The organism is Streptomyces sp. YS-3, assembly GCF_045257485.1.
GTDB lineage: Bacteria > Actinomycetota > Actinomycetes > Streptomycetales > Streptomycetaceae > Streptomyces.
Genome location: NZ_JBJHPC010000480.1, coordinates 1 through 5,552 on the forward strand (window position 1 = coordinate 1; position 5,552 = coordinate 5,552).

The window sequence follows — 5,552 nt, forward strand, 5'->3', positions numbered from 1 at the left end:
GTTCTGAAATAACGAACAGCTGTGTCAATGCCAGCGTTCAAATTTTCATAGTGTTTCGGTGGTCATAGCGTTAGGGAAACGCCCGGTTACATTCCGAACCCGGAAGCTAAGCCTTTCAGCGCCGATGGTACTGCAGGGGGGACCCTGTGGGAGAGTAGGACGCCGCCGAACAATCTTTAGCCTCAACCCCCGTGCCCTTTTGGGCCGGGGGTTGAGGCATTTTTGCGTTCAGGACCCGATCAGATCGCGAGCAGATCGCGCTCAGATCCCGCTCGTATCCCTGATATCCGTGTCAGAGCCGCCCTGCGGCCTTCAGCTCCAGATAGGCGTCCGCCAAGGCCGGAGCGAGCCCGTCCGGGGTGGCATCCACGACGGTGACTCCATGCCGCATCAGCTGTTCAGCCGTGCGGCGGCGCTCTTGCTGGGTGCGGCTGGCCGCAGCCGCCTCGTAGACGGCGTCCACGGTGCCGCGTGCCTCCGCCATTTCCTTGATACGCGGGTCTGCGATCGCCGCGACCAGGACCGTGTGGCGCTTGGTGAGCTGCGGCAGGACGGGCAGCAGTCCTTCCTCGACCGGTGCCGCGTCCAGGCTGGTGAGCAATACGATCAGCGAACGCCGCGGAGCGTTGGCGAGGGCCGCGGCACTCAACCCTCGGGCATCCGTCTCCACGAGTTCGGGCTCAAGTGGCGCCATCGCGTTGACCAGAGCAGGCAGGAGTCCGCCGGCGGAGCGGCCCCGTACCTGGGCTCGTACACGTCGGTCGTACGCGAGGAGGTCGACGCGGTCGCCGGCGCGGGAGGCGAGCGCAGCCAGAAGCAGCGCGGCGTCCATGGTGGCGTCCAGGCGCGGAATGTCTCCCACGCGGCCGGCCGACGTACGGCCCGTGTCGAGGACGATGAGGATGTGGCGGTCGCGCTCCGGGCGCCAGGTGCGTACGGCCACGGCGTTCTGCCTCGCGGTGGCGCGCCAGTCGATGGACCGGGTGTCATCGCCGGGGACGTACGAGCGCAGACTGTCGAACTCGGTTCCCTCGCCCCGGGTCAGCACGCTGGTGCGGCCGTCGAGTTCCCGCAGCCGGGCGAGCCGCGACGGCAGGTGCTTGCGGCTGGTGAAAGGCGGCAGGACGCGCAGGGTCCAGGGGACGTGGTGGCTGCCCTGGCGGGAGACGAGGCCGAGGGGCCCGTAGGAGCGGACGGTGATCTGCTGCGAGCGGCGGTCGCCGCGGCGGGTCGGGCGCAGGGCTGTGGTGACCCGACGACGTTCGCCAGCCGGGACTGCCAAGGTGTGCCGGGAGGCGTCCTGTTCGGCCTCGGAGGGCCAGCTGCTGGGCGGCCAGGCGTCGCGGAGCTGGGCCCGCAGCGGACGGCTCGAAGGATTGGTGACGGTGAGGACGACCTCGGCGGCGTCACCCAGTCGAACTGATGTATCACCGTTTCGGGTGAATTGAAGCTTTCGCACTGGCGCGGCGAGGGCGTAGTCGCACATCATTGCGAGTGTGAGGGGGGTGTTGACCGCGAGCATTCCCGCCCAGCTCGGGGCCCATACGCCGACGGGGACGGATCCGAGAGCAGCGAGCAGAGCAGTGCGTCCGGTGAGAGCCACGGCTGCCGCCTCAGCGGGGGACGGGGACGTGGGCGAGGACCGAGGTGATGACGGAGTCGGCGGTGACGCCCTCCATCTCCGCCTCGGGACGCAGCTGGATGCGATGGCGAAGTGTGGGGAGGGCCAAGGCCTTCACGTCGTCGGGAGTGACATAGTCCCGGCCCGTGAGCCAGGCCCAGGCGCGAGCGGTGGAAAGCAGGGCGGTGGCGCCTCGGGGGGAGACACCGAGGCTGAGTGAGGGGGATTCACGCGTGGCACGACAGATATCGACGACATAGCCGGTGATCTCCGCCGAGACCGAGGTCTTGGCGACGGCGGCGCGGGCCGCTTCCAGATCGGCGGCTCCCGCGACGGGACGGACTCCGGCCGCCTGGAGGTCACGAGGATTGAAGCCCTCGGCGTGACGGGTCAGGACGTTGATCTCGTCCGCCCGCGAGGGCAGGGGCACGGTCAGCTTCAGCAGGAAGCGGTCCAGCTGGGCTTCCGGCAGGGGATATGTGCCCTCGTACTCGACGGGATTCTGCGTGGCGGCGACCAGGAACGGCTCGGGAAGCGGGCGCGGCGTGCCGTCGACCGTGACCTGGCGCTCCTCCATGGCTTCGAGGAGGGAGGACTGGGTCTTCGGGGGCGTGCGGTTGATCTCGTCCGCGAGCAGCAGATTGGTGAACACCGGTCCGGCCTGGAAGGAGAACTTGGCGGTGCGGGCGTCGTAGATCAGCGAACCGGTGACATCGCTGGGCATCAGATCGGGGGTGAACTGCACGCGCTTGGTGTCGAGTTCGAGTGAGGCGGCGAGCGAGCGCACCAGGAGCGTCTTGGCGACGCCGGGCACTCCTTCCAGAAGGACATGGCCGCGGCAGAGCAGGGCCACGACCAGGCCCGTCACGGCGGAGTCCTGGCCGACCACGGCCTTGGCGATCTCGGCGCGCAGGGCCTCCAGGGAGGCGCGGGCGTGGTCCGGGTTCGCTGCGGTCGCCGGGGTTCGGTCGCTCATGAGGTGCGTACCTCTCTTTCGAGGGCGTCTAGTTCGTCCGCGAGGCGGACCAGTGCGGCGTCGTCGGCCGGGGCCGGGCCGAAGAGCAGGACATGCAGGTCCCGTTCGGCCGAGGGGATCCGGGCGGAGACGGCGGGGACGAGGAGTTCGGGCGTGTGCGCGGAGACGGCGGGCACGCCCAGGAGGGCGGCGAGACGGGTGCGAGTGGCCGAACGCAGGGCGTCGGACGCGCGGTCGCGGGCGTTGGCCCTGCGGTAGAGGCGGGCCCGGCCCTCGGTGGTCTCGGACGCGCGGACGGCGACCGGGAGGTGCTCGGTCACCAGCGGGCCGAGGCGTCGGGCGCGCCAGACGGCGGCGAGGACGGCCGCGAGCATGAGTTGAAGGGTGGCCCAGAGCCATCCGGACGGGACGAGGTCGAAGAAGCTGCGGTCACCGCCGTCGGTGGCCGAGACATCACCGAGCGAGGGGAGGTACCAGACCAGATGGGGGCGGGAGCCGAGGAGTTGAAGGGCGAGCGAGGCGTTGCCCTGCTTGTCGAGACGGTGGTTGTAAAGGATGTCGGGGGCGCCGAGCAGGACGGTGTCGCCCTGGGCGGGAGCCGGTATCCGGAGCAGGGTGGGCAGTCCGACCGCCGGGTAGCAGGCCTCGTCGGCCCGGCCCGGAGCGACGTAGCGGACGCCTCCGGTGTCGGCGCTTCCGGCGCGGGCGGCCAGGGGCAGGGAGCAGTCCGGCTGGCGGTTGCCGACCGAGGAGGAACCCTCTTCATGTACGCCGGGGGCGAGTACGGGAAGGGAGGGCGCGCCGGGGGCGAGCAGCACGGTTCGGCCGCCCGACTGGGCGGCGGCGTCGTGGAGCCGGTGCTGATGGGAGGTGGTGAGCAGATCGGGGGCGGTGACCAGGAGAGTGGTGTCCGGTCCCGTGGCCCGGGTGGCGTCGTCGAGGGTGGTGGCCACACGGGTGGAGACGCCCTGGGCCTTGAGGAGTTCGGCGACGGCGCGGCTGCCGTAGCGGTCCGCCGAGCGCGGATCGAGGCGGCCGTGCTGGTCGCCGGAGCGGGTGGCGGCCAGGGCGCTCCCGGCGACCAGGAGGATCACGGCGGCGAGCAGGAGTCCGCGGCTGCGCGTCCAGAGCTGACGAACCGTCGCGTCGGTGGACGTGGAGGCGGCAGAGGCGGCGGGCACCCGGGTGCCGGTCATTCGGCCGCTGCCCGGGCAGCCGCTTCCGCCGCAGGGCGCTGGGTGAGGGCACTGAGATCAGGCTTCGTGCGTTCCAGATCGGTGTCGAGGTCGCGCAGCCGGTCGTACGCGGCCCGGTTCCCCGTACGGCCGCCGTATGTGACGTCGTCGAACTCGCGTGCGGCGGCGCGGAGTCGGGCGGCGTGGCCGGGCAGGGAACGGCCCGCCTCGGCGGCGGCCTCGTCGGCGGTGCGGCCGGGGCGCGGGTCGAGGAGGGCGCGCTCCTCCAGGGAGCGGACGACCGCACGCATCCGCTCCTGGACGGCCTGGGTCCAGCGGCCGGCGGCGGCGTGGGCCTCGGCCGTGGCGCGGTGCTCCGCCGCGCTGCGCGGGCGGTCGTCGAAGACCGTGCCGAGGGTGGAGACAGCGCGCTGCGGCGTGCCCAGCCGCCACCACAGGGCGGCGATCAGGGCGAGGGCGAACACGGCGATGGCCACCAGCCCGAGTGCTCCGCCCGGGGTCGCGCCCGAGGCGGCCTCGAACAGACCGCCGACCCAGTCCCAGAAGCGGTCGAGGGCTCGCTCCAGCAGGTTCGGGTCGTTCTCGTGGTACATCGGCTTGGACAGTTCGCGGCGTGCCGCCTCGCGGGCGGGCACACGTGGAATGTCCACCGGTGGTTCACCGGCCGCTCGGACCAGCAGCCGCACTGTGGTCGCGCCCCCCGTCGCGGACACCGCATCAGCTCCCGGAGGTCTCGTGGCCCGGCAGGTTGGCGGCGCGGGCGAGATCGAGGTCGAGGGCTTCGCGGCGGATGCGCTGGTCGATGTAGAGCAGCGCGGCCACCCCGGCGGAGATCGGGTAGGTGATCGCCGAGCCGATCACGGCGCCGATCCCGGTGATGATCAGGAAGGGCCAGCCGAAATCGGAGGTGTTTCCGGAGAAGAGGCTGCCGGAGCCGCCGTCGTCCACGATCATTCCGGTCACGGTGAACGGGATCGCGATGATCATCGAGACGATGGACGTCAGGAGAATCGTCAGCAGCGTGATGCCGAAGATCCGCCACCAGGCGCCGCGCACCAGCTTGGCGGACCGGCGCAGGGACTTCATCAGGCTCTGGCGCTCCAGCATCAGCGCGGGCGCGGCGAGGCTGAACCGGACCAGCAGCCAGATCACGAGTACGAAGGCGGCCAGCCCGCCGAGCGCGGCCAGGGCCGCGCCGGCGTCGGACCCGATGAGCACACCGGGCAGGACACCGACGCCGACGACCGCGCCGGCCATCACGGGCAGCAGCACCAGCAGGCCGAGCAGGGGCAGCAGCCTCGGCCGGGCCTCGGTCCAGGCCTCCCGCAGCGTCACCGCTCGCCCCAGCACGGAGCGGCTGATGACGACGGTGAGGACCGCCGTGACGAAGAGTGTGCCGACGAGCGCGAGGGCCCCGACGGGCAGCAGGCTGAGCATGCTCGACCGCAGCGAGTCCATGGCCTGGTCGAGGGCCTCGGCGCCGGTGGCGTTCGAGTCGATCTCCGGCGGGTCCGGCAGCAGATAGCGCTGGACGAGGATGTCGGCGATCTGGGTGATCACGGCGACCGTGAGGGTCAGCCCGAGGACGGTGCGCCAGTGGGCGCGCATCGTCGACACCGCGCCGTCGAGGATCTCACCGACCCCGAGGGGGCGGAGCGGGATGACACCGGGCTTGGCGGCGGGCGCGGGGCCCCAGCCGGAGTTCCAGTGGCCGCCGGGCGCCGGAGGCGGGCCCCAGCCGCCCTGCTGGGGCCCAGGA

The 5,552-nt window shown here is 71.5% G+C and carries 5 protein-coding genes and 1 rRNA gene; 1 reads left to right on the plus strand and 5 read right to left on the minus strand.

What is annotated here, in order from left to right; translation table 11 throughout:
• Positions 1–54: 54 nt before the first annotated feature.
• A 5S ribosomal RNA gene (rrf, locus tag ACJA3G_RS28665) occupies positions 55–171 on the plus strand.
• 121 nt (positions 172–292) lie between these two features.
• Here rrf and ACJA3G_RS28670 read toward each other — a convergent pair.
• The 5 genes from ACJA3G_RS28670 to ACJA3G_RS28690 form a co-directional block, all read right to left on the minus strand.
• The gene (locus ACJA3G_RS28670) at positions 293–1,603 is read right to left on the minus strand and encodes a DUF58 domain-containing protein (RefSeq protein WP_406555942.1); all 1,311 of its coding nucleotides are present in this window, start codon (positions 1,601–1,603) and stop codon (positions 293–295) included.
• Positions 1,604–1,613: 10 nt separating this feature from the next.
• Positions 1,614–2,597, minus strand: a complete 984-nt coding sequence (locus tag ACJA3G_RS28675; protein WP_406555943.1) for an AAA family ATPase — start codon at positions 2,595–2,597, stop codon at positions 1,614–1,616.
• On the minus strand, positions 2,594–3,793 hold the full coding sequence (locus ACJA3G_RS28680; protein WP_406555944.1) for a DUF4350 domain-containing protein: 1,200 nt from the start codon (positions 3,791–3,793) through the stop codon (positions 2,594–2,596). Before ACJA3G_RS28680 ends, ACJA3G_RS28675 begins: the two co-directional genes overlap by 4 nt.
• Positions 3,790–4,506, minus strand: a complete 717-nt coding sequence (locus ACJA3G_RS28685) for a DUF4129 domain-containing protein (RefSeq protein WP_406555945.1) — start codon at positions 4,504–4,506, stop codon at positions 3,790–3,792. The genes ACJA3G_RS28680 and ACJA3G_RS28685 overlap by 4 nt, the downstream gene beginning before the upstream one ends.
• 4 nt (positions 4,507–4,510) lie before the next feature.
• Positions 4,511–5,552, minus strand: a 1,042-nt coding sequence (locus tag ACJA3G_RS28690; protein ID WP_406555946.1) for a glycerophosphoryl diester phosphodiesterase membrane domain-containing protein, incomplete at its 5' end; no start/stop codon positions are given.